The sequence below is a fragment of the Bradyrhizobium sp. USDA 4510 genome (assembly GCF_054059095.1).
In genome coordinates this window covers 4,874,444-4,895,254 of sequence record NZ_JBSSBT010000001.1, presented here as the reverse complement: position 1 = coordinate 4,895,254, position 20,811 = coordinate 4,874,444, and the positions used below count along the sequence as shown (strand labels likewise).

The following is a 20,811-nucleotide window of genomic DNA, read 5'->3' as shown; positions in this document are numbered from 1 at the left end:
CTAAGCTTCCGTTAACCATTATGACCCCAGTGTTGCCGGCATTGGGGCGCGTGTGCGCCGGCGGCATTTGTATCGCGTCTTCAGGCCAAGGCTGGTGCAAATCGCGTTCGCATCCTTCAGAGTGAAGCGAGCGGACGATGGCGGACGAGGAAAAGACGGACAGCGGCGAGGGCGCGGCCGCACCGAAGAAGGGCAAGCTCAAGCTGATCATTGCCGTCGTCGGCTTCCTCGTCGTGCTCGGCGCGGGCGCCGGCGGCTGGTTCTTCTTCATGCGCGGCCACGGCGAGGAGCAGCACGCCGAAGCGCCGCCGCCGAAGCCGCCGAGCTTCGTCGACGTGCCGGACATGCTGGTCAACCTGGTCGGTGCGCCCGGCGAGCGCGTGCAATATCTCAAGCTGAAGCTCGTGCTCGAGGTCAAGGAAGAGAAGCAGGTCGAGGCGATCAAGCCGGCGCTGCCGCGCGTTACCGACCTGTTCCAGACCTACATGCGCGAGCTGCGCCCGAGCGACCTCAACGGCTCGGCCGGCCTGTTCCGCCTCAAGGAAGAACTGACCAAACGCGTCAACCTCGCGCTGGCACCCAACCAGGTCAACGCGGTGCTGTTCAAGGAAGTCGTGATCCAGTGACGGGGTGGATGTAAGCCATGGCCGGCAACGACCAGATGGACCAGGACGCCATTGCGGCGCAGTGGGAAGCCTCGCTCGATTCCGAGGATCCCGCGGCGGCCGCGGCGGAAGCCGCCAAGAACGAGCTCACCGAGAACATGGCGCTGCAATGGGCCGCCATGGTCGAGGACGGCAGCCGCGACTTCGGCAGCAAGAGCACCAATGGCGAGCGCGTGCTGTCGCAGGAGGAGATCGACAATCTCCTCGGCTTCACGGTCGGCGACGTTAGCCTCGACGACCATTCCGGCATCCGCGCCATCATCGATTCCGCGATGGTGTCCTACGAGCGTCTGCCGATGCTCGAAATCGTGTTCGACCGCCTGGTGCGGTTGATGACGACCAGCTTGCGCAATTTCACCTCCGACAACGTCGAGGTCTCGCTCGACCGCATCACCTCGGTGCGCTTCGGCGACTACATGAACTCGATCCCGCTGCCGGCGGTGCTCTCGGTGTTCAAGGCGGAGGAGTGGGAGAACTTCGGGCTCGCTACCGTCGATTCCAGCCTGATCTATTCGATGATCGACGTGCTGCTCGGCGGCCGCCGCGGCCAGACCCAGCTGCGCATCGAGGGCCGGCCCTACACCACGATCGAGACCAACCTCGTCAAGCGCCTGGTCGAGGTGGTGCTGTCGGATGCCGAGCAGGCGTTCCGGCCGCTGTCGCCGGTGACCTTCACGATCGACCGGCTCGAGACCAACCCGCGCTTTGCCGCGATCAGCCGCCCGGCCAATGCCGCGATCCTGGTGCGTCTGCGCATCGACATGGAAGACCGCGGCGGCAATGTCGAATTGCTGCTGCCCTACGCCACCATCGAACCGATCCGCAACGTGCTGTTGCAGATGTTCATGGGCGAAAAATTCGGTCGCGACCCGATCTGGGAAGGCCATTTCGCCACCGAAGTGGCGCAGGCCGAGATCTCGGTCGACGCGGTGCTCTATGAAGCGGACATTCCGCTGAAGGAGCTGATGAAGCTCAAGGTCGGAGACACCCTTCCGCTGGATATCCGCTCCGACACGCTGGTCTCGGTGCGCTGCGGCAACGTCACCCTGACGGAAGGGCGCATGGGCCGGGTCGGCGACCGTGTCGCGATCCGCGTCACCAAGAATTTGCGTAAACCCCAAACCACCTTCGCGATGTTCGAGAAGGCGGACGAGCGGACCAAGATGATGGAGGCACCATGAGTCATGTGCTTGGACTAGCAATCGAGAGTCTGGTAGCCGTGCTGCTGATGCTGACGATCGGCTATTGCTGGCTGCTCAACAAGCGGCTGCAGCGGCTGAAGGCCGACGAACATTCGCTGAAGGCGACGATCGCCGAACTGATCACCGCGACCGAGATCGCCGAGCGGGCGATCGGCGGGTTGAAGCACGCGGTGCGCGACGTCAACGAGAACCTCGGCAATCAGCTCGATGCGGCGACGCAGATGTCGGCGCTGCTGAAGAACCAGCTGGCGGAGGGTGACCACGTGGTGCGCCGCCTGTCCAAGATCGCGATGGCCGCGCGGCCGTCCGAGCCCGCGCAGGCACCGGCGCAAGCAGCCGCGCCAGTGGCGCCGGCGCCCAGGGTCTCGGCCGCGCACGCGGTTGCCGCGGCGGCTGAAGCCTTCACCGAGCGCAGGAGGGCCGGCGGTCTCGCTGCATGAAGTTGCTTCGTGACATCAGAGTGATGCCCGTGGTGCTGGTCGCGATCTTCGGCCTGATGATGCTGAAGGTCGCCGGCCTCGTGCTCGATGGCGGTTACGTGTTCGCCGACGATACGCCGCCGGCCGGCCCGGCTGGCCCATCTTGGGCGCAACAGAATTTCAACTTCCCCGGCGCCGGCAAGGCGGTGGTTGACAGCAAGATCAAGGCCGATCCCGGCGACATCACGGGATCGGTCGAGCACAAGGACGCCAAGAAGGACGAGGCGCCGAAGCCGGCCGCACCGGCCGCGGAGCCGTCCAAGCCCGATGGCGTCGTCGTCAACCTGGATGCGCCGCCGCAAGTGTCGGCATCCGAGCGCGCGATCCTGGAGCGGCTGCAGGCGCGCCGCCAGGAGCTCGAGACGCGTGCGCGCGAGGTCGAGATCCGCGAAAGCCTGCTGAAGGCCGCCGAGAAGCGCATCGAGGCCAAGGTCGAGGAGGCCAAGGCCAATGATGCCAAGACGAATGCCGATGCCGCGGCAAAGGCGGAAGCCGATGCCGCGCGCTTCAAGGGCATCGTCACCATGTACGAGAACATGAAGCCGAAGGACGCCGCGAAGGTGTTCGATCGCCTGGAAATGAATGTGCTCTACCAGATCGCCTCGCAGATCCAGCCGCGCAAGATGTCCGACATCCTCGGCCTGATGCAGCCGGAAGCCGCCGAACGGCTCACGGTCGAACTCGCCCGCCGTGCCGGCGGCGACAAGTCGGCCTCGACCGACGATCTTCCCAAGATCGAAGGCAAGATGCTCACGCCGAAGACGAATTGATGGGAGCTATCGGAAAGTCCGCCAATTGGCGGTGGCCTGGTCAGCCGTAAGCCAGATCCGACTTAACACCGGGTTGCCTGCATCGCATCCATATCATCGCGACGAGGGTCGCGCACATGAACGGACCGACGGGCACGAGCGCGACCGGGTAGGTAAACCCCGCCAGGACAAGCACGCCGAACCCGATCCGTAGTTCGGAGCGATTCGAGAGAAGCGCGCCATGTTCGGCCATGGGCGCGTTCATGAGAAAGATGATCGCGAGAGCCAGTAGCGCCGTATCGTAGATCGCGAAGTAGGGAGAGACGAGCAGGGTCGCGACGAGCAGGCACGCGGCCTTGACGGCGAAGCTGACATTGCGGCGCCATATGATCAGCGTCCACGTCGCGGCTGCCGCAGCGACCGCGACGTGCAGTGCCATAGCCGATCCATAGCCAAAACCGGCAAACCGAAGCACGCCGTAGACGCTCTGCAGTTTGTACCAAGCCAGCGTGCCGGTGAGATGGAACTGCGTCGTTGCGAAGACGGCGGCCTCACGGAACCCCTCAAAAGTGTCCCAGCCGAAGGTAAGCCCGGTAAGCAGCAAGAGCACCGGTGTCACCAAACTGGCTGTGATGAAGACGGTCCAGCGTCCAGTAGCTATCAAAACGAGGGGAAGCAGGACGCCATATTGCGGCTTGAAGATCAGCAGCGCGATCAGGAAGCCGCTGACGATCGGACGCCGGTCCAGCGTCAGCAGAATCGCGCCGAGCAGCGATGCCGCCAGCAAGGAGCTTTGGCCGACGATGAAATCGTACAGGACGGCCGGCACGCCGAATGCCAGCAGCAGTACGGCGAAGCGCGGCCGGATGGCGGAAACAACGAGCGCCCAGCACAGCAGCTTTGCGGTGCTCCAGATCCAGAACGCGGTCGGAAACGGCAATAGTGCCAGCAGTGCCGCCGCAAAGAGAAAAAACGGCGGGTAGAAAAACGGTATCGGTACTTCGTAAACGGGGAACGGAGCGTCGTTCAAGCTGGGATGTATTTGAATGATCGCTTGCCGCAACCGCGGCCAATCGTAGGCGGTGGCGGCATGGCCATCGAGGGCCATTTTCCCCGCGCTCCAAAAGCACGAAAAGTCGAGCCCGGTCGCGCCGGTACCGTCAACGACTTTCGGTAACACGCAGTACAGCGTAAAGCACCAACACAATGAGGCAGGCAATGGCCAATGCACGGTCGTATCCGCTGCGCTCCGCACGGGCGCGCACCATTCCAAATCCGTTCATGAAACTGCCAGAAACTAAGAATTGCTTGAAATGCAAGCGGTTGTATACCGCAACTGGCGGTGGCGCAAGCGAGTGGCCGATCTCCCTGCGGCGTTGGGTTAATCGCTGGAAGTTCCGCGGATGCCCGGTGGATCGAGGTTAATCCTCTCGTGCAAAGGCCGAAGCCGGCGCCGTCCGGTAGGCGCTGCAGCGCCATGTGCCGGCTGGCAGACGCGGATGTTCGCCGCCTCCGATGGTGTGGGCTCGACGAGGTCTCCGCGAAGCCAAACGCCTATCGACGCCGAGAAGTGTACGCCGGTTATGGTAGCCTTAAACGGTAGCGTTAAGTTGCAACCGATTTGTCATTCTGGAATTGAAGTCGCTATGTCTCAAGGTGGTGTTTTGGGAATTGCCAATGCTGAAAGACATGCCATGGCTCACCGCGCCGCGCGCCCGATTATACGTGAGTGGCATCGCAATTGTGCTGGTGCTGACCCTTGCGAGGTCGCTTTTGCTGTTTTACCGCGATGGCGGCTATGGCGCGAATAACTTTCTGCTCGGCTCGGACTTTTTGACCTTCTGGGCCGCGTCGCTCCAGGTGTTGGCCGGGCATCCCGCCGAGGTTTATGTGCCCGAATTGCATCTGCTCGCGGAAGCTCCATACCTGCGAGAGGGCTACGAGGCGTTCTTCTATCCGCCGACGATGCTGCTTTTGTGCGTGCCGCTCGCGCTCGCGCCGTATTTCGCCTCGCTGTTCGTGTTCATTGGTATGACGGCGGCGTCGTTCGCCGCGGTGATCTGGCGTATCTTGCGAACGCCTTGGTGCCTGGTCGCGATCCTTGCCTATGCGCCGGTCTATCTTAATGCCGTGGCGGGGCAGAACGCCTTTCTGACGGCATCGATCCTTGGGTGCGGTCTCAACATCATGGACCGGAGGCCGAAGCTCGCGGGCGCGATCCTCGGGCTGATGGTGATCAAGCCGCATTTGGCGCTGGCCGTGCCGATCGCCCTGATCGTCACAGGTCGCTGGCGCACGCTGATCTGGGCAGGCCTGTCGTCGATTTCGCTCGTCGTGCTGTCCGCGCTGCTGTTCGGCCTCGATACATGGCTCAACTTCCTCGACGTCTCTCACTCGGCCCGTCAGGCTCTGGAGAACGGCGACGTCGAGTTTTCATTGCTGCAGAGCGCGTACGCGACAGCGCGCCTGCTCGGCGCCGGCGTCAACACGGCCTTTATCATTCACGGCCTCGTGGCGCTGGGCATGACGTGTGTGCTGGTCTGGATATTGCGTCAAAAGATCAGTGCTGCGACTGAACGCTCGATCATCGTGCTCACCTGCCTTCTGATTACGCCGTTCTGCCTGTTCTACGACATGCTCATCATGGCGCTGCCGCTGGCCTGGATGCTCCGCGAGTGGTTGAAGGTCGGCTTTCCGGCCTGGTCGAAAATGGTGCTTGGCGTGACGTTTCTCGCGCCGATGGTCTTCTACCTACCTGTCCTCTATCAGCTGTCGGTCGTGAAGCCGCTGCCTTTTGGTTCTCCGGTGATCATCCTGTTCTGCTGGTTGCTGGTCCGGGAGAGCATGCAGACGCGGCAAGCGGCGCATGGCGAACGAGAGGTCGCGACGGTCTGAGTTCGGAGCACCTCACGCGGACCTCCGTAACATCGCGGGGAGTGTCCAGCGCTGGGCTGCTGGGCTTTGATCCGGCGGAGCATCCACCGCCGCGATAAATCAGTCGCGTTGCCATTGGCGCGGGAGTAAGGGCGAAGAACAACGCTGGCGGCGCCAAGGCCATTGCAACCGAGCCATCGCGGACATTGCCAAAGTGCTTGATGCGGGTCTAGCATTGGCGTGAGGAAGGCCAGCGTGACTTCGCTGTTTTGGAGCCTTCCGCGATTGCGATCGCATGGACCGCCGCTTGAGTTGATTGATTGAATGCTCTTGTGCCGGGCGCGAAGCTGCGCCCGATCAGAAATTGAATTTTTCATCACCAAGAAATTTCGAGGAAACCGATATGCGTAGCCTGTTCATGATGCTTGTCGTCATCGCCACCACCAATCTGGCATGGGCCCAATCCGAACTCGTCAAGCGGGGCGATTACCTTGTCAACGGCATTCTGGCTTGCGGCAATTGCCACACGCCCAAGGGACCGAACGGCGATGTTTTGGAGAAGGCGTTCTCGGGCGGGGGATACTGGGACGAGCCGCCGTTCACAGTGCATGCCGCCAACATCACGCAAGACAAGGAAACAGGCATCGGAAGCTGGAGCGACGCCGATATCAAGAAACTGCTGCGGACCGGGCAAACCCCAAAGGGCGTGCATACCGCGATGATCATGCCGACCAGCTTCTATCACATCCTGACGGAAAATGATCTCGACGCGGTCGTCGCATATTTGCGTACGATCACGCCGGTCCACAACAAGGTGCCCGATCCGATCTACAAGGTGCCTCAAGTCGAGAACGTTCCGCCGGGCGGCGAGAACCCATTCGCCGAACCGATGATGAGCGACAAGGTGCAGAAGGGATTCTATCTCGTCACGATCGCGCATTGCATGGCGTGCCATACGCCGATTGGACCGAGGGGACGAGAATACAAGAGCAGTCTTGGCGCGGGTGGCGTCAAATTCTCCGGGCCGTGGGGTATCTCGGTTTCACGCAACATCACGCAGAACAAGACCAATGGGATCGGCGCATGGAGTGACGACGAGATCAAGCGTGCGATCACCGACGGTGTCAGCCGCGACGGCAGCCGTCTCGGTCGACCGATGGGATACCACTACTACGCCCGGATCAGTTCAGATGACCTCGATGCCATCGTGGCGTATTTGCGCACGGTACCCGGCAGCGCGGAGTAAGGCTCGTTGCAAGGCCAATTCCTGTCCGGTCACAGCCGCGCAGCGGGCCCCTGGCTGACTCCAATTCTGCGAGGATAGCGCGCGCCGCTATCTGCGCAGCTAGGCGGCGCTCGGAACAAGCTTCAGCTTCAAACCGAGCGCTTTTGTCGCCTTGTTCAGGGTTTCAATAGTCGGATTGCCGCCGGGCCGGAATGACTTGTAGATTACTTCGCGGCTCAAGCCAGTTTCGCGCGAAAACTGCGATACGCCGCGAGCTCTGGCGATGTCGCCGATAGCTGTCGCGATGAACGAGGGATCGTCCTCTTCCAGCGCCGCTTCGAGATAGGCGATCTGCTGCTCTAGCGTCTTCAGATGATCCTTGATGTCGAACTTGGTGGTCTTGAGCGGCATCTCAAATCTCCTTCACCATCTTCTGGGCCGCCTTGACGTCCTTGCTTTGGGTTCGCTTGTCGCCACCGCAGAGCAGGAGCACGATGGTTTTGCCTCGACGCGTGAAATATACCCGGTAGCCGGGGCCGTAATCGATCCGCATCTCGCTCACGCCTTCGCCCACCGATTTCACATCGCCTGGATTTCCGAGTTCGAGACGCCGGATGCGTGCGCCGATCCGGGCGACCGCTTTTATGTCGGCTAGCGAGTTGAGCCAGTGCGCAAAAGCGTCGGTCTGAACGACCTGGATCATGTGTATTATCATACACAACGCGGTCGAGTTGTCAACTATAGTACACAGTCATTCCGTGGCAGGGGCCGGTCCGAAACAATCCGTTGACGTTAACAGCTCCTTAACGCCGCCCGATCCAAGATCGGGAAGCGTGGGCGAGGGCGCTTCGCGCTTGGTATGGCTGGGGTCCCGAGAAAACGTTTCGAGATGGCGCGAACGGCTGCCGCTGGAACATGGTCGCTAGGCCGCGCCTGGGCGCGGACCGCGCGCCTATGCCTGCTTGCCACCGCCCTTGCGCTTACAACCCTTACCTATCCGACTGCGGCGCGGGCCGAAGACGCGGTGCCAGGTGAGGCGACATTCTCTGCCGCGAACGGCTATGCCCGGCTGGTGCTGAAGCTGAAGGAGGATGTCGAATCGGAGGTCACGACCGCCGGCTCGATCATCGTGATCCGCTTCAAACGTCCGGTCGATATCCCCGTCGAGAAACTGCAGGATGCGGTGCCCGATTATGTCGGCGCCGCGCGCCGCGATCCCGACGGCTCGGCGATCCGTCTGTCGCTGGCGCGCCGCGTCTCCATCAACACCATGACCGCCGGCGAGCGCATCTTCATCGACTTCCTGCCCGACAGCTGGACCGGCCCGCCGCCGTCGCTGCCGCAGGAGGTGATCCGCGAGCTTGCCGAGCGCGCCCGCGCCGCCGAGCGCCTGCTGCGCATGCAGCGTGCCGCCGACGCCGCCAAGAAGAAGCCGCCGGTGCGGGTTCGCGCGCTGGTGCAACCCACCTTCGTCCGTTTCGTGTTCGAGGTGCCCGACGGGGTCAGTGTCTCCTCGGTGCTGAACGAGCAGAAGTTGACACTGTCCTTCAACTCGGTCCTGACCTTCGACCTTGCCGATGCCAAGGTCGCCGCCCCACCGAATGTCGCGTCGATCAGCGCGCGCGCCGACACGGACACGTCGGCAGTCGACGTGTCGCTGATGGGCGATGTCGACGTGCATTCGTTCCGCGACGAGAAGAACTACATCGTCGACGTCGCCTTCCAGCAGAACGAGCAGCAGGCGGCAAAGCCCTCGCTGAGCTCATTGTTGCCGACGCCGCGCGCCAAACCAAAAGGCGCCGCGGCGATCGCGCCGGTGACGTCGGAAAGCATCGCCCAGCAGGCCAAGATCGAGATCAAGCCTGAACAGTCCAAATCCGAGACGGCGAAGTCCGAGCCTGCCAAGTCCGAGTCTGCCAAGTCCGAACCGCCGCGCTCCGAGCCGCTCAAGCCGGAGCAAGCCACGAGCGAGCAACCGGCGGCCGCGCCCGCCAAAACGGAGCAGCCCCGATCGGAACCGTCCGATCCCGAGCTGCCGAAAATCGCGGCGGCACCTGCGGCCAACGCCGAGAACGCTGCTGCGCCGACCCCGCCGCACGACGGTGGTGCCGGCTCTGCGGCGGAACAGAACACGGCGCCCGTGACCGACGCACCACGACCGGTGCCTGCTGTCGCCGCCGCGCCGGCGATGGAAGCGCCGGAGGCGGCTGCGGCGCCATCGCCGCCCGCTGCGGAGGCCCGTGCCGGCGGCAAGCCCGCGGTCGAGGCCCAGCGCGACAGCGACGGCTTGCGCGTGACGTTCTCATTCCCCGGCGCGACGCCGGCGGCGCTGTTCCGCCGCGCCGACACGGTTTGGATGGTGTTCGACACGGCTGAGGCAATCGACGTCGATCCGGTCCGCGCCAAGGCCGGCTCGCTGATATCAGATGTCAGCCGGATCGCGCTGGAGAAAGGCCAGGCGGTGCGCTTCCGCCTCAACCGGCCGCAGATGCCGTCGCTCGAAAGCGACGACCGCTCGCGCGGCGTGAGCTGGACGCTGACCTTTGCCGACCGCGTGCAGAAACCGCCATTGCCGCTCACTGTGGTGCGCAACATCTCGGAGCCCTCGCTCGCCAATGTCAGCGTACCGCTCGCCAATCCCGGCCAGCTGCACAGACTGGTCGATCCCGATGCCGGCGATACGCTTTGGGTGGTGACCGCGCCGCCGCCGACCCGCGGCATCATCAAGCGGCAGGATTTCGTCGAGCTCTCGCTGCTGGAATCGATCCACGGCGTCGTGGTTCATCCGAACGCGGACGACGTCAAGGCCGAGGTCGGCGCCGACAAGGTGATGCTGGGCCGGCCCGGCGGCCTGACGCTGTCATCGGCCGACGTCGCCGCCGAGCGCGCGACCGCGGCGGTGAAGCCGTTGTTCGATCCGGACGAGTGGCGCAAGAACCAGTCAGACACGTTCCTCAAGCAGCTCGACGGCCTGATTGCGGCGACCGCGTCGGCCAATGCCGAGCAGCTGCCGCAGGCGCGGCTCGATCTCGCCGACTTCTACATGGCGCGCGGCATGTACCAGGAAGCCCATGGTGTCGCCAATCTGATCCTGTCCGAGAGCAAGCGCGGCAGCGAGACGGCGTCGGTGGTGATGGTGCACGCGGTCGCCAGCATCCTGATCGGCCACCCGGCGCAGGGCCTCAAGGATCTCGCCAATCCCGTGATCGGCAACGGCTACGATTCCCAATTGTGGAAGGGGCTCGCCTTCGCCCGCGAGGGCAAATGGGCCGAGGCGCGCGAGAAGTTCAAGAACGCCGAATTCGCGGTGGCGACGCTGCCGCCCGATTTGCAGCGCATCGTCACCATGGACTCGATGAAGGCCTCGCTCGAGGTCAAGGACTATGCCGGCGCCGCGCGGCGCAAGAGCGATCTCGACGTAGTCGGCGTTCCCGGCGAACTGAAGCCCGCGGTTGCGGTGCTGCGCGGCCGGCTGGCCGAGGCGCTCGGCCAGGAGAAGGATGCGCTCGACGCCTATCGCTTCGCCGCCAATTCGGCCGATCGCCAGGCTGCCGCCGAAGGCAGGTTGCTGGAGACGCTGCTCAAGCAGAAGCGCGGCGAGATCGGCCGCGACGATGTGCTGAAGGAGCTCGAGTTGCTGTCGATGCTGTGGCGCGGCGACAATATCGAGCTGAAGACGCTGTATGTGCTGTCGAAGATCTACGCCGAGACGACGCGCTATGCCGACGCCTTCGCGGTGACGCGTGCGGCGACCCGGCTGCAGCCGAATGCGCCGGAATCGCGCCAGGCGCAGGATGGCGCCTCGGCCTTGTTCGTGCAGCTCTACCTCGGCCCCAGGGGCGACGAGATGTCGCCGATCGATGCGCTCGGCACCTTCTACGAATATCGCGAACTGACGCCGATCGGCCGCCGCGGCGACGAGATGATCCGCCGTCTCGCCGACCGCCTGGTCGGCGTCGATCTGCTCGACCAGGCCGCCGACCTCCTGCAATACCAGGTCGACAAGCGGCTTGAAGGCGCGGCCCGCGCCCAGGTCGCGGCGCGCCTTGCGATGGTCTATCTGATGAACCGCAAGCCCGACCGCGCCATTGCCGCGCTGCGCTCGACGCGGATCGCGGATCTCTCCGGCGAGCTGCGCCAGCAGCGGCTGCTGCTCGAGGCGCGCGCGCAGAGCGACGTTGGCCGGCACGATCTCGCGCTCGACATCATCTCGAACATCACCGGCCGTGAGGCAATCCGGCTGCGCTCCGACATCTATTGGGCGTCGCGGCACTGGCGCGAGGCGTCCGAGCAGATCGAGCTCTATTATGGCGACCGCTGGCGCGACTTCACCCCGCTCAATCCGGGCGAGAAGGCCGATATCATCCGCGCCGTGGTCGGCTACGCGCTTGCCGAGGACGCCATCGGGCTGTCCCGGTTCCGCGAGAAATACGCGCCGCTGATGTCCGGCGATGCCGACAAGCTCGCCTTCGACTCGGCCAGCAAGCCGGTGGCGACGTCCAGCGCCGAATTCGCCCAGATCGCGCGAATGGCCGCCAGCGTCGACACGCTCGACGGCTTCATCCGCGAGATGAAGACCCGCTTCCCCGACGCCACCGCCCGCGCGCCATTGCCCGATCCGGTCGCGACCGGATCGGTGACTGACAAGCCGAAGGTCGCGCCGGTGAGCGCGCTGCCGGCGATCAAGGGCGAGCGCCGCGCCAGCGCGGCGCCGTAGCCGCGCTGGGTCTCACGGCCCGGCAGACACCCACGCGGTCGAAATGATCCCGGTGGCGTCGAGCGCGATCCGCCAATGCGAGGCGCCGTTGGCGTGCCGCACACTGTAGACATCCTCGCCCTGCGCGCCGACGCCGAGGAAGCGGGTGGCTTCGATCGCGCCGAGGTCGGCGAGGAAAGGCTGCAGGTGTGGCAATTGCTCGCGGGTCGCCGCGGCGAGCGCGGGGGCCATGTCCGCATAGTCGGACTGTCCCGATGCGACCCCCTCGATCAGGCGGCGGAGCGCGGCCTCGGTTCCTGGAGCCGGCGACTGTTTCTTCACACGCTCTGCGGTGCGATCCGCAATCTGTTTCGCGCTTGCAGCGTCAATGCGCGGCATCGGCTTGTCGCCATTTTGATGCAGGATCAGTGACGTCGCCTGACCGTCAGCCGCGATGACAAAGCTGATCTGCGCGTCGACCTCCCTGGCGAAAAACCCGGTCTGGCTCTCCGCAAAGAACGGTACGGCCCGCTGCCCGGTGAGCTGTACAGCCAAGTGGTGATCCTCGCGCATCACACTGAGGACGGCCTGCTCGCTGAGCTGGTAGAAGCCGGCATAGCGGTCGAGCACCGCGGCAGCGACTGCGATCTCTTGCCGCACGACGTCCGGCGGCGATCGCGGAGCGGAAGCCGGCACATCGGCGGATCCGCCGGCGGCCTGTATCCGTGCCGCCAGCGTGTTCCAGTCGCGCTGGCCGAACAGTTTGGCGATCAGCTCCAGGCTGTCGCTGTGGGTGAGGGGGATCGATTTGGCGCCGAGCGCTTCGCGCAGCGTCTGCGCCATGGCCTTGGCATCACGAAAGTCGCGCATGGGATCAACCTTTGCATCGACGAACGGAGAGCGTCAGGGGCTTGCGTTGCTGACCCGTTCGTGCGGGCAAAGGAAGCCTGAAACATGGCTTGATACCTTCACCGTCCCCGGGTGGGGTGCAAGCGGCGGGTGGTATCGACCCTGCCAAATGTTCGCCGGGGACGAGCATTTTGTCAATTGCAACTGGTTGTGATCGCACGCGTGCTCTCGACATCCTGCCGTCAAATCGGCAACCATGGCGTCCGTTGCGCAGCGCCGGGAGGACGTCGTTACATGAGCAAGCCGATCAAGACCGAAGCCGAACTGATCGCGATGGCGCGGGCAGAGCTGAAGGCCCATGCCGACTGCCCCGACGGCATCGACATCTCCGTGCTGCGCGACGGCGACAGCTGGGAGTTTCGCGCCAGCGCCGATGACGCCACGGTGGCGAGGCCCGGCTATCCCGAATGCGTCGCGATGCTGGTGCAGATCGGCGACCATCTCAGCAAGCAGTATGACGTGAAGGAGTAACGGCGACCGCGAAGCGGGGGGATCGATGGACCGCATCGACGCCATGAAGGTCTTCGTTGCGGCGGTCGACGAGGGCAGCCTCGCCGGTGCCGGGCGGAAACTGCGGCGCTCGCCGGCGGCGGTCAGCCGGGCGATCGCTTTCCTTGAGCATCATGTCGGCGCCGAGCTGCTACATCGCACGACGCGCTCGCTGAAGCTGAGCGATGCCGGCCAGCGCTATGCGGCCGCATGCCGTCGTATCCTCGGCGAGCTCGAGGAAGCCGATATCTCGGCGGGCGGCGAGCGGTCAGTGCCGCGCGGCACGCTGACCGTCACCGCGCCCGTCGTGGTCGGCGAGGACGTGCTGCGGCCGGTGCTCGATGCCTTCATGACGGACTACCCGGCGGTGTCGGTGCGGCTCGTGATGCTCGACCGCACCGTCAATCTGATCGACGAGGGGATCGACGTCGCGCTGCGCATCGCCCATCTCGCCGATTCCAGTTTCATCGCGATCAAGCTCGGCGAGGTACGCCGCGTGGTCGCGGCATCGCCCGGCTATCTCGCGCAGCATCCGCTGATCGCCGAGCCGGCTGATCTGGCGAAGCACCAGATCATCGCCATGACGCATTTCGGGCTCGACTCCTGGAGCTTCCCGCCGGCCGCGAAGTCGAAGATCGCGCGCGCGGTCCAGTTCATGCCGCGGCTGGTCGTCAACACCGTGCGCGCGGCGGTGGCCTCCGCCAGCGAAGGACACGGCGTCACCCGGCTGTTCTCGTATCACATCGCCGAGGAAATCCGTGACGGGCGGTTGCAGATCCTGCTCGCCGGCGACGAGCATCCGCCGCTGCCGGTGCATCTTTTGGCGCCGCAGGGTCGCTTCGACGTGCCCAAGGTGCGCGCCTTCGTCGATTTCGCGACGCCGCGGCTGAAAGGCTATTTCGAGCGGCTGTCGCGCGAGGCCAGCAGGGCTGGCGCCATTCGTTCGCGCCGCGGAAGAGTGTCTGCCGAATAGCGGGCATTCGCGCGGAAAGCGGATGTATCTAGCTTCCTCTCCATCGAAGCGGCGCTGGGTCGCTTCAGCAGCAGATGGAGAGAGAACATGGGTGCAGAGCAGAAGGTTGCCATCGTCACCGGTGCGTCGCAGGGCCTCGGCGAGGCCATCGTCAAGGGCTATCGCGACCGCAACTGGCGCGTCGTCGCCAATTCCCGCAGCATCAAGCCGTCGACCGACAGCGACGTTCTGACCGTCACAGGCGACATCGGCGATCCCGAAGTTGCCGACCGCATCGTCAAGCAGGCGCTCGGGCGCTTCGGCCGCATCGACACGCTGGTTAACAATGCCGGCATCTTCCTTGCCAAGCCGTTCACCGACTACACCGACCAGGACTACGCGCAGGTGCTCGCGACCAATCTCAACGGCTTCTTCTACATCACCCGGCGCGCCGCCAGGGAGATGGAGAAGCAGGGCTCCGGACATATCGTGCAGATCACGACCAGCCTCGTCGATCACGCCAATAGCAACGTGCCCTCGGTGCTGGCCTCGCTGACCAAGGGCGGCCTGAACGCCGCGACCAAGTCGCTCGCCATCGAATATGCCGCCAAGGGCATCCGCGTGAACGCGGTCTCTCCCGGTGTGATCAGGACACCGATGCACGCGCCGGCGACGCACGACTTCCTCGCCAAGCAGCATCCGGTAGGACGCATGGGTGAAGCCAAGGATATCGTCGACGCCGTGCTGTTCCTGGAAGGCGCGGGCTTCGTCACCGGCGAGATCCTGCATGTCGACGGCGGCCAGAGCGCCGGTCATTAACGAGCACGATCCGGAGAGTGCCATGCCTATCGTCACCATCCAGGTCACGCGTGAGGGGACGGCGCCGGGGGCGTCGTCCACCACGCCGGAGCAGAAGGCTGCATTGATCAAGGGCGCCAGCGAGCTGCTGCGCGACGTGCTTGGCAAGCCGATGGAGTCGACCTTCGTCATCATCGAAGAAGTCGATACCGATAATTGGGGCTGGGGCGGGCTGCCCGCGCTGGACTATCGCAAGAAGCTCGCTGCAGCTGCGGCGTCCAAATCTTCCCGCTGAAGGCTTCCCCCAAACCGAATGTGCATTTCTCCCAATCGGGAGAGGTGAGCCGTGATCGCTGTGAGCGATTGCTGCGATCGCAACTAATCATTTTTCATGAACGGCCGGAGGGCCTACTGCGATGTCCATGTCAGCCAATGTCGATCACCACCGGCGCCATCACGCCGAGCCGCGCCTCGATGCCGGCGAGCCGCTATGGCTGTCCGCGGCCGCGGGGCTGTGCGCCTCGCTGGTCGGGCTCGGACTGGCGCGCTTCGCCTACACGCCGTTGATCCCGGCATTGATCGCCGCAAAGTGGTTCACTCCGGCGGAAGCGGTCTATCTCGGTGCCGCCAACCTTGCCGGCTATCTCGCCGGCGCGCTGCTCGCCCGCGATCTCGGCGCGCGCATCGGCTCGGTGTGGGCGCTGCGCGGCATGATGGTGCTGGCCGCCATCACCTGCTTTGCCTGCGCGGTGCCGATCTCCTTCATCTGGTTCTTCGGTTTTCGCTTTCTCGCCGGCGTCAGCGGCGGCGTGATCATGGTGCTGGCGGCAACGGCAATCCTGCCGCATACCGCGCCCAGCAAGCGCGGCCTGATCGGCGGCGTGATCTTTGCCGGCGTTGGCCTCGGCGTCGCCGCGTCCGGAACACTGGTGCCGCTGTTGCTGCAACAGGGCGTCAAGCAGGCCTGGTACGGCCTTGGCGTCCTGTCGGCGGTGCTGACACTGGTCAGCTGGAAGGCGTGGCCCGCCGAAGCTCCCGCCGCACGTGGCGTGGTCGAACAGCCCGTCGCGTCGCATGGCCTGCGCTCGCCGCTGGTGATCGCGCTCTGCCTGGAATACGGCCTCAACGCGCTGGCGCTGGTGCCGCACATGGTGTTCCTGGTCGATTTCGTCGCCCGCGGGCTTGGGCAGGGCATCGCGGCGGGATCGCATTACTGGGTGCTGTACGGCATTGGCGCCGTGGTCGGACCGTTGCTCACGGGACACCTCGCCGATCGCGCCGGCTTCGCCGCGGCGCTCCGCGCGGCGTTCCTGATCGAGGCCGTTGCGGTTGCGCTGCCCGCCGTGACGACATCGCCTGCCGCGCTGATCGTGTCGAGCCTGATCGTCGGCGGCTTCACGCCCGGCATCGTGCCGCTGGTGATCGGCCGCATCCACGAGCTGATCCCGCATTCCGCGGCGAGCCAGCGTTCAGCCTGGGCGCAGGCCACCACGACCTTCGCGCTGTTCCAGGCGGCGGGCGCCTATGGCCTGTCGTATCTGTTCGCGCACAGCGGCGGCGACTATGCGCTGTTGTTCGTGATCGGCGCGGCCGGAGTGGTCGTCGCGCTGGCGATCGAACTGTTCGGCGTCGTCGGACTGCGGCACAAGTCCGGCTAACCGCGCAGCGCTTTGGTCAAGACCGCGACGAGGCGATCGACATCGGCCTCGTCGTTGAAAACGTGCGGCGAGATCCGCATCCGGCCGAGCCGCAGCGCGACATGGATGTTCTCGGCGGCGAGCCGCGCGATAAGTTCTTTCGGGATGCCGCCCGCCATGCCGAGGCTCAGGATGTGCGGCGCACGCACGCTGCGCGCCGGGACGTTGAGCCCGAGGTCACGCACGCCGTCCGCGATCCGCTCGTTCAGCATCGCGAGCCGCGCGCTGACGGCCGCGGCGCCCCATTCCGCCATCATCTCGATGCCGATCGAGGCCATCTCCAGCGTGATGAAATGATCGCGCTCGCCCATGTCGTAACGCGTGGCGTTGTCGACATAGGCGAGATCGCCGAAATAGACCGGATTCTCGGAGTTCACGTTGCGGCGGCCGCTGGAGGTCTGCTCCAGCGGCACGCCGTTCTGGTGGCGTTTTGCAATGTAGAGGAAGGCGCGCCCGTAGGGGCCGATCAGCCATTTGTAGGTCGGAAACATCACGGCGTCGGGGTCGAGCCTCGTCACGTCCATCGCCACGACACCCGCGCTCTGCGTCGCGTCGATCACGAACATTGCGCCGTGCTGCCGAAGCGCGGCCTGCACCTTGTCGACGTCGATCATGCCGCCGTCCGACCAGTGCACCGAGGAGATCGAGGCGAGGCCGACCGGCGGCGCGCCCGGCCGCTCGATCGTTGCAAGCAATGCCGATGTCCAGTCGCCGTCGGCGGGCTGGCGCACGGTGTCGACGACGAACCCTTGCGCCTCGGCGCGGGCGTGCCATTCGAGGACCGGCGAGGAATGGTCGTTCTCCAGCACGACGACGCGGGTGCCGCGCGGAATGCTCAGCGCCTTCGCCACCGTCGCGACGCCGTAGCTGATCGCGGGGATCAGCGCGACATCGTCAGGTGCGGCATTGATCAGGCGGGCCGCCGCGCTACGGGCGCGCTCATGCTGGCGGCCGGCGAAGCCGGGATCGATGGTCCAGGGCTGGCTTTTGCGTCCGACCGCTGTGCGGCCGGCATCGAGCGTCTTCAGCGGCAGCGGGCTGTAGGACGCCGAATTCAGGTAGCAGACCTCGCGTGGAACATCGAACAGATGGCGCTGGGAGGGAAGCATGTCGTCTCGTTTGCTGGAATTTGCGGATCATGACGTGACGCCGAAGAGCGCGCGCTCATCCGTCATACTGGTCCGGCCCCATCGCCCAAGGCGCCTGGTCATAGCCGTTGGCGAAGGTGCGGTTGGTCTGCGCCGGATTGCGATTGACCAGCGGCCGCAGAAACATCGGATGCGTGGCGCTGCGCACCTCGTGCTCGACGGTGAACAGATGTCGGCCGTCGGCCGGATCGACGATATCGCAGAAGCGGTACTGGTATTGATTGTCTTCGCGGGAGACCAGATTGCGTTCGCGCAGTCGCTGGTAGGGGCCCGAGAAGTCCGTGATGTAGATCTGGATGTGATGGCCGTCGAATTCGCCCTGCGCCGCGTCGCTCTCGCGGAATTGCAGATACTGATCCTTGCCGACTTTTGCGCGCGCGACGACGCCATCGCCGTTTACGACGCTGGCGGGGATGCCCAGGATCTCAGGATAGAACCGGCTGATCGCCTCAGCCGTGCCGCGCGGCACCTCGAACTCGACATAGGGCATGCCGAGCGCGATGCGCCCGAACCGTTTGGCGTCCGGTTCAAAGCAGCGTAGCCGGTTGCCCCAGGGGCAGATGGCCTCGACGTGATCATTGCGCTCGCGATAGCTGAACGCGGTGCCCTCGAGCTTGGGCGCGACCGCGGCGAGCCGCTGCAGCAGGGCCTGCCGCCCGGCGATCACGATGCCGGTGTGGCCGCGCAGCACCTGCTGGCGGCCGCTCGGCAGGTGAAACTGGCTGCGGCCGACATTCACCCACATGTTGCTGTCGGAGACCATCAGATAGGGATCGCGGGTCAGCCCGATGCCGGCGACGTAGAACAGCGTGGCGAGGCGCTGGTCCGGCACCTGCACGTTGACATGTTCGAGATGGATGGCGTTGCCGAGATCTTCTGCGGCGCGGTCGAATGGCTGCTGCACGGCGCGGCTCCCTGGATGCGGTGCCGCGCATGATAGTGCAACGGTGTGGCCGATCCAGCTGACGGGCCATGAATGTTTCGCAGGGCGCTACCCCCCGTAACTCTGCACCAGGCTGCCGGCGACCAAAGCCCAGCCGTCGACCAGCACGAAGAAGATCAGCTTGAACGGCAGCGAGACCACCACCGGCGGCAGCATCATCATGCCCATCGACATCAGGACCGAGGCGACCACGAGGTCGATGATCAAAAACGGCAGGAACAGCAGGAAGCCGATCTCGAAGGCACGTTTCAGCTCGGAGATCATGAAGGCCGGCACCAGGATGCGCAGCGACATCTCCTCCGGCGTCGCCGGCGGCGGCTCGCCGGAGAGGTCCATGAACAGCTTCAAATCCTTCTCGCGGACGTTCTTCTGCATGAAGCCGCGCAAGGGGACCGAGGCGCGCTGCAACGCGTCCTCAACGCCGATCTGGTTGGCGACCAGCGGCTTGATGCCGTCGTCATAGGATTTCTGCAGCACCGGCCCCATCACGAAGGCGGTGAGGAACATCGCAAGCGCGATCATCACCGAGTTCGGCGGCGCGGTGGCAGTGCCGAGCGCGGTGCGCAGCAGCGAGAGCACGACCACGATGCGCGTGAACGACGTCATCATGATCAGGATCGACGGCGCGATCGACAGCACCGTCAGCAGCGCAATCAGCTGGATCGCGCGCTCGGTCACGCCGCCATTGCCGCCGCCGAGATTGATGCTGATATCCTGCGCCATCGCCGGATCAGCGAGGGATCCGGCGGCGATCAGGACAGCGATGAAAAAAACTCTACGCGGGACTGCCCCTGGCCTCACGAAGGATTCTTCGGTCGGCCGAGCAGCGAGGCCATCTCGTCCTCGAGATTTTCGAACCCGCTCTTCTGTCCGCCGGCGGGCGGGGCGGGCGGCTCGCTGCGCTGCGGGCGCGCCGGCGGCGCCTCGGGCGCAACCGGCGGCGCGACGGTCTCGCCGGCGCCGGTCGGGCGGCGCAGCGCCGCTTCGAGCCGTTGCGCCATCTCGGCGAGATTGGCGTCGGCGTTCGATGGAGGCGGCGGGGCCGGAGGCGCCTGCGTTGCAGCCGGCGGCGGTGCCTGGGGAGGCGGTGGCGGCGGCGTCACGGCGCGCTCGGTTGTGCGCAGCGGTGGCGGTGCCTTCTGCGGCTCGGCGGCACGCGGCGGACGCGGGACGACCGGCTCGGAGCGCGGCGGCAGGCGTGGCGGCATCGGATCGGGCCGCGGCTCGCCGCGTTCGGGCGTGAAGCCCGCGAGCGGATCGCTGCGACGCTCGGCGATCGGCGGCGGGGGCCGGCGCAGCTCGTCGGCGAAGGAGGGCCGCGTCTGACGCGGCGGCAGCTCCGGCTCGGGAAGGTCGAAATTGTCGGAGCGGGCGGCTTCGCTCTCGTTCCAGGCTGCATCCGGAAGCGGCGCCACGCGCGGCGGCGCGGCATCGGCTGCGACAGCGGGGCGGGTCGACATTTGATCGCGCGCGGGCATCGCGCGGACGATATTCGGCTCGACGACGATATCGGTGGGGCCGCCGATCATCAGGAGATGCTCGATATTGTCGCGGCGGACCAGCACCAGGCGGCGCCGCCCGTCAACGGCGGCAGCGTCGATCACCGCCAGGCGCGGCATGCGCCCGCGGTTGGCGTTGGCCCCGAGGCGGTTTCCGGCGAAGCGGCGGACGAGCCATGCGGTCACGCCGATCAGCGCCAGCACGACAACGAATGCCAAGACGAATGTAATGACCTGCATATTGGAGTCCCCGGCCATCTTGGCCTTCCTCAGCTTTCGCCATCAACGGGCGCGGATTGATAGGTGCGGTTTGCGCAGCGAATCGCGCCCGAGATTCGCCTTATTTCTTAATTCCCAGCGGCTTGCAGCCGGCTGTTCTATTAATAAACCAAGAATCGCTTGTCCCAAAACGACTTCTCAGCGCCCCACGCTGTCTTGGTTTGTGCTGGTTAACGCAGCATTCGTGGCGAAAATGCGCTCGCAGGC

General features: G+C 65.1%; 20 protein-coding genes. 12 read left to right on the top strand and 8 right to left on the bottom strand.

Going from position 1 to position 20,811, the window contains the following annotated elements; genetic code table 11:
* Positions 1–137: 137 nt before the first annotated feature.
* The 4 genes from fliL to ACVMDN_RS22785 are packed head-to-tail and all read left to right on the top strand — an operon-like array spanning position 138 to position 3,116.
* Entirely contained in the window at positions 138–626 is a 489-nt protein-coding gene (fliL, locus tag ACVMDN_RS22800; protein WP_057018626.1) for a flagellar basal body-associated protein FliL, read from the top strand.
* A gap of 17 nt (positions 627–643) precedes the next feature.
* Entirely contained in the window at positions 644–1,846 is a 1,203-nt protein-coding gene (gene fliM, locus ACVMDN_RS22795; protein WP_253623687.1) for a flagellar motor switch protein FliM, read from the top strand.
* Positions 1,843–2,307 carry a DUF6468 domain-containing protein gene (locus tag ACVMDN_RS22790; RefSeq protein WP_253623688.1) on the top strand — a complete coding sequence of 155 codons (465 nt, stop codon included), beginning with the start codon at positions 1,843–1,845 and terminating at the stop codon, positions 2,305–2,307. The genes fliM and ACVMDN_RS22790 overlap by 4 nt, the downstream gene beginning before the upstream one ends.
* Positions 2,304–3,116 carry a MotE family protein gene (locus ACVMDN_RS22785; RefSeq protein ID WP_253623689.1) on the top strand — a complete coding sequence of 271 codons (813 nt, stop codon included), beginning with the start codon at positions 2,304–2,306 and terminating at the stop codon, positions 3,114–3,116. The genes ACVMDN_RS22790 and ACVMDN_RS22785 overlap by 4 nt, the downstream gene beginning before the upstream one ends.
* A gap of 40 nt (positions 3,117–3,156) precedes the next feature.
* Here ACVMDN_RS22785 and ACVMDN_RS22780 read toward each other — a convergent pair whose 3' ends face one another.
* The gene (locus tag ACVMDN_RS22780) at positions 3,157–4,203 is read right to left on the bottom strand and encodes a glycosyltransferase family 87 protein (protein ID WP_253623690.1); all 1,047 of its coding nucleotides are present in this window, start codon (positions 4,201–4,203) and stop codon (positions 3,157–3,159) included.
* 569 nt (positions 4,204–4,772) lie between these two features.
* On the opposite strand from ACVMDN_RS22780, the gene ACVMDN_RS22775 reads away from it, so the two are divergent.
* Both ACVMDN_RS22775 and ACVMDN_RS22770 read left to right on the top strand, forming a co-directional pair.
* Positions 4,773–5,990, top strand: a complete 1,218-nt coding sequence (locus tag ACVMDN_RS22775) for a glycosyltransferase family 87 protein (protein WP_253623691.1) — start codon at positions 4,773–4,775, stop codon at positions 5,988–5,990.
* A 382-nt stretch (positions 5,991–6,372) separates the two neighbouring features.
* Positions 6,373–7,215 (top strand): c-type cytochrome, encoded by an 843-nt coding sequence (locus ACVMDN_RS22770; protein WP_253589864.1) that lies wholly within the window; start codon positions 6,373–6,375, stop codon positions 7,213–7,215.
* 99 nt (positions 7,216–7,314) lie between these two features.
* Here ACVMDN_RS22770 and ACVMDN_RS22765 read toward each other — a convergent pair whose 3' ends face one another.
* The gene (locus tag ACVMDN_RS22765) at positions 7,315–7,605 is read right to left on the bottom strand and encodes an addiction module antidote protein (protein WP_028339801.1); all 291 of its coding nucleotides are present in this window, start codon (positions 7,603–7,605) and stop codon (positions 7,315–7,317) included.
* 1 nt (position 7,606) lies between these two features.
* Complete coding sequence (locus tag ACVMDN_RS22760; RefSeq protein WP_253589865.1) at positions 7,607–7,897, bottom strand: type II toxin-antitoxin system RelE/ParE family toxin; 291 nt, start codon at positions 7,895–7,897, stop codon at positions 7,607–7,609.
* Between the two features lie 186 nt (positions 7,898–8,083).
* On the opposite strand from ACVMDN_RS22760, the gene ACVMDN_RS22755 reads away from it, so the two are divergent.
* Complete coding sequence (locus ACVMDN_RS22755; RefSeq protein ID WP_253623692.1) at positions 8,084–11,911, top strand: tetratricopeptide repeat protein; 3,828 nt, start codon at positions 8,084–8,086, stop codon at positions 11,909–11,911.
* A 12-nt stretch (positions 11,912–11,923) separates the two neighbouring features.
* Here the strand turns inward: ACVMDN_RS22755 and ACVMDN_RS22750 are convergent, their stop codons facing one another.
* On the bottom strand, positions 11,924–12,733 hold the full coding sequence (locus ACVMDN_RS22750; RefSeq protein ID WP_375166475.1) for a glyoxalase superfamily protein: 810 nt from the start codon (positions 12,731–12,733) through the stop codon (positions 11,924–11,926).
* A gap of 300 nt (positions 12,734–13,033) precedes the next feature.
* On the opposite strand from ACVMDN_RS22750, the gene ACVMDN_RS22745 reads away from it, so the two are divergent.
* The 5 genes from ACVMDN_RS22745 (at position 13,034) to ACVMDN_RS22725 (ending at position 16,696) form a co-directional block, all read left to right on the top strand.
* Positions 13,034–13,270, top strand: coding sequence for a hypothetical protein (locus ACVMDN_RS22745; RefSeq protein WP_057018325.1), 237 nt, complete (start codon positions 13,034–13,036; stop codon positions 13,268–13,270).
* Between the two features lie 25 nt (positions 13,271–13,295).
* On the top strand, positions 13,296–14,261 hold the full coding sequence (locus ACVMDN_RS22740) for a LysR family transcriptional regulator (protein WP_057018326.1): 966 nt from the start codon (positions 13,296–13,298) through the stop codon (positions 14,259–14,261).
* Positions 14,262–14,348: 87 nt separating this feature from the next.
* Positions 14,349–15,059 carry an SDR family NAD(P)-dependent oxidoreductase gene (locus ACVMDN_RS22735; protein WP_168854981.1) on the top strand — a complete coding sequence of 237 codons (711 nt, stop codon included), beginning with the start codon at positions 14,349–14,351 and terminating at the stop codon, positions 15,057–15,059.
* A 22-nt stretch (positions 15,060–15,081) separates the two neighbouring features.
* Positions 15,082–15,333, top strand: coding sequence for a tautomerase family protein (locus ACVMDN_RS22730; protein WP_038385470.1), 252 nt, complete (start codon positions 15,082–15,084; stop codon positions 15,331–15,333).
* Between the two features lie 121 nt (positions 15,334–15,454).
* Entirely contained in the window at positions 15,455–16,696 is a 1,242-nt protein-coding gene (locus ACVMDN_RS22725) for a YbfB/YjiJ family MFS transporter (protein ID WP_253623694.1), read from the top strand.
* Here ACVMDN_RS22725 and ACVMDN_RS22720 read toward each other — a convergent pair.
* The 4 genes from ACVMDN_RS22720 to ACVMDN_RS22705 all read right to left on the bottom strand — a co-directional run bounded on the left by ACVMDN_RS22720 (position 16,693) and on the right by ACVMDN_RS22705 (position 20,565).
* Positions 16,693–17,844: an aminotransferase class V-fold PLP-dependent enzyme gene (locus tag ACVMDN_RS22720; RefSeq protein WP_456814614.1), complete on the bottom strand. Its 1,152-nt coding sequence runs from the start codon at positions 17,842–17,844 to the stop codon at positions 16,693–16,695. The genes ACVMDN_RS22725 and ACVMDN_RS22720 overlap by 4 nt on opposite strands.
* Positions 17,845–17,899: 55 nt before the next feature.
* Positions 17,900–18,787 carry a hypothetical protein gene (locus ACVMDN_RS22715; protein ID WP_057018330.1) on the bottom strand — a complete coding sequence of 296 codons (888 nt, stop codon included), beginning with the start codon at positions 18,785–18,787 and terminating at the stop codon, positions 17,900–17,902.
* A gap of 87 nt (positions 18,788–18,874) precedes the next feature.
* Positions 18,875–19,627, bottom strand: coding sequence for a flagellar type III secretion system pore protein FliP (gene fliP, locus ACVMDN_RS22710; RefSeq protein WP_063709685.1), 753 nt, complete (start codon positions 19,625–19,627; stop codon positions 18,875–18,877).
* Positions 19,624–20,565: a flagellar biosynthetic protein FliO gene (locus ACVMDN_RS22705; RefSeq protein ID WP_253623696.1), complete on the bottom strand. Its 942-nt coding sequence runs from the start codon at positions 20,563–20,565 to the stop codon at positions 19,624–19,626. The genes fliP and ACVMDN_RS22705 overlap by 4 nt, the downstream gene beginning before the upstream one ends.
* Between the last annotated feature and the right edge of the window lie 246 nt (positions 20,566–20,811).